The sequence below is a fragment of the Robinsoniella sp. genome (genome assembly GCF_034124845.1).
On sequence record NZ_JAWYAJ010000357.1, the window covers coordinates 18,028 to 19,822 of the forward strand.

4 protein-coding genes are annotated in these 1,795 nt (G+C 44.7%); all 4 read right to left on the minus strand.

What is annotated here, in order from left to right; all coding sequences use genetic code 11:
* Nucleotides 1-928: translation initiation factor IF-2 N-terminal domain-containing protein (locus tag ACH2DQ_RS17975; protein ID WP_395027731.1), on the minus strand; the 928-nt coding region annotated here is incomplete at its 3' end.
* 13 nt (nt 929-941) lie between these two features.
* Nucleotides 942-1,253: a L7Ae/L30e/S12e/Gadd45 family ribosomal protein gene (locus ACH2DQ_RS17980; protein ID WP_394916207.1), complete on the minus strand. Its 312-nt coding sequence runs from the start codon at nt 1,251-1,253 to the stop codon at nt 942-944.
* A complete protein-coding gene (gene rnpM, locus ACH2DQ_RS17985; protein WP_394916208.1) occupies nt 1,240-1,518 on the minus strand; it encodes an RNase P modulator RnpM in 279 nt (92 codons plus the stop codon). Before rnpM ends, ACH2DQ_RS17980 begins: the two co-directional genes overlap by 14 nt.
* A 15-nt stretch (nt 1,519-1,533) precedes the next feature.
* Nucleotides 1,534-1,795 (minus strand): hypothetical protein (locus ACH2DQ_RS17990; protein WP_395027734.1); only part of this gene is annotated, 262 nt, incomplete at its 5' end.

Genomic DNA, 1,795 nt, shown 5'->3' on the forward strand with positions numbered 1-1,795 from the left:
CGCCCTGACCGCCCTGGTTATTGTAAGTTCTCTGACCACCCTGGCTGTTTTGATTGTTATAAGTTCTCTGACCACCCTGGCTGTTCTGATTATTATAAGTTCTCTGACCACCCTGGCTGTTCTGATTATTATAAGTTCTCTGGCCACCCTGGCTGTTCTGGTTATGATAAGGTCTTTGTTCACCCTGGCTGTTCTGGTTGTTATAAGGTCTCTGGCCGCCTTGACTGTTCTGGTTGTTATAAGGTCTCTGGCCACCCTGGCTGTTCTGATTATTATAAGGTCTCTGGCCACCCTGACTGTTCTGGTTATGATAAGGTCTCTGTTCTGTTTCCTGTGGTCTGCTGCCTGATGCCGCAGATGACACTGGCTGTGATTCCTTGGCAGCTGTATGCTGCACCGGAGCTGCCGCTGGCTGTGCGGAAACTGGTTTTGTCTGAACGTCACTTGCTGTTGCCGGCTGAACCGTTGGTTTTACCGGCGCTGCTGACTGTACACGTACTTCCGGCACTTCCTGTGCCTTTACTGCCTGCTGGCTCTGTGGGCGCTGTGCGGTACCAGTCGTTCCCTGAGGTCTTCTTGACTGTCCCTGGGTGCGCTGCTGTCCCGGACGCTGCTGCATTCCGGTGCGGCTGTTCTGGGGACGGAATACCTGTGATATATTCTTTTTCTTTACCGGTTCTCCTGTGGTTTGCTCTTTACCTTCCGGTTTTGTAGCTGTGGATGTTTCCTGTGCCTTTACTTCTCCTGCTCCCGTAGCAGGTTTAGCAGTGCCTTTTCCGATATTTTTACGGATGTCATCCACCATACCTTCCTCTATTGTACTCATATGGCTCTTTACCGTTATTCCTTTCTCTGTAAGATAATTCATGACTTCTTTATTTTGCTTCCCTAATTCTTTTGCTAACTCATGTACTCTCAATTTTGACATATTACTACCTCCGTTAATTACTGTTACTAAGCTGCTTTTCTATGGCAGTAGATAAACCCTGGTCGGTCACTGCTAAAGATGCCCGAAACTCCTTTCCAATGGCGATACCCAGATCAATCTTCGTTCCATAAAAATAAATCGGCACTTCATAGTACGTACACATATTCTGAAATTTTTTTCTGGTATTATCGGAGGCTTCTTCGGAGATAATCACAAGACAAGCATGCCCTGATTTCACTGCTTTCTCCGTCGAGAATTCGCCGCTTACAATTTTGCCGGCTTTCATTGCCAAACCAATGAGAGACAGAATTTTATTTTGTTTCAATATGCTCTATCTCCTTTTTTAAACCTTCATATACAGATGGTGGTATGCTCATTTTTAATGAACGTTCCAGCCCTTTGCTTTTCACTGCCTTTTCAAAACATTCTTTTGAAAAGCACAGATATGCGCCTCTACCATTTTTTTTACCGGTCGTATCAATGATAAGTTCGTCTTCCGGTGTTTTGAGGACTCTCATCATTTCTTTTTTGTTTTTCATTTCCTGGCATCCGATGCATTTACGCATAGGTGCTTTTTTAACCTGGCTCATACTGTACTCCTTCGACTACTGCTCTTCCGGATCCGGACCGGCTTCCAGAGAAGCTTCTTCTTCAAGAATGTCCGCATCAAAACCGTCTTCTTCCATCAGTTCATTTTCGTGAAACAATTTATCCTTGCTATATGCTTCCTGGTCTTCCATAATGTCCTGTGCAAATGATTCCTGCTCATCTGCCATCTCATTATAATTTTCTTCTTCAAAGAATCCTTCTTCTGCCTCCTCTTCGAAAATATCTTCTTCGTAAGGATCATCATAGAAATCACCGGAT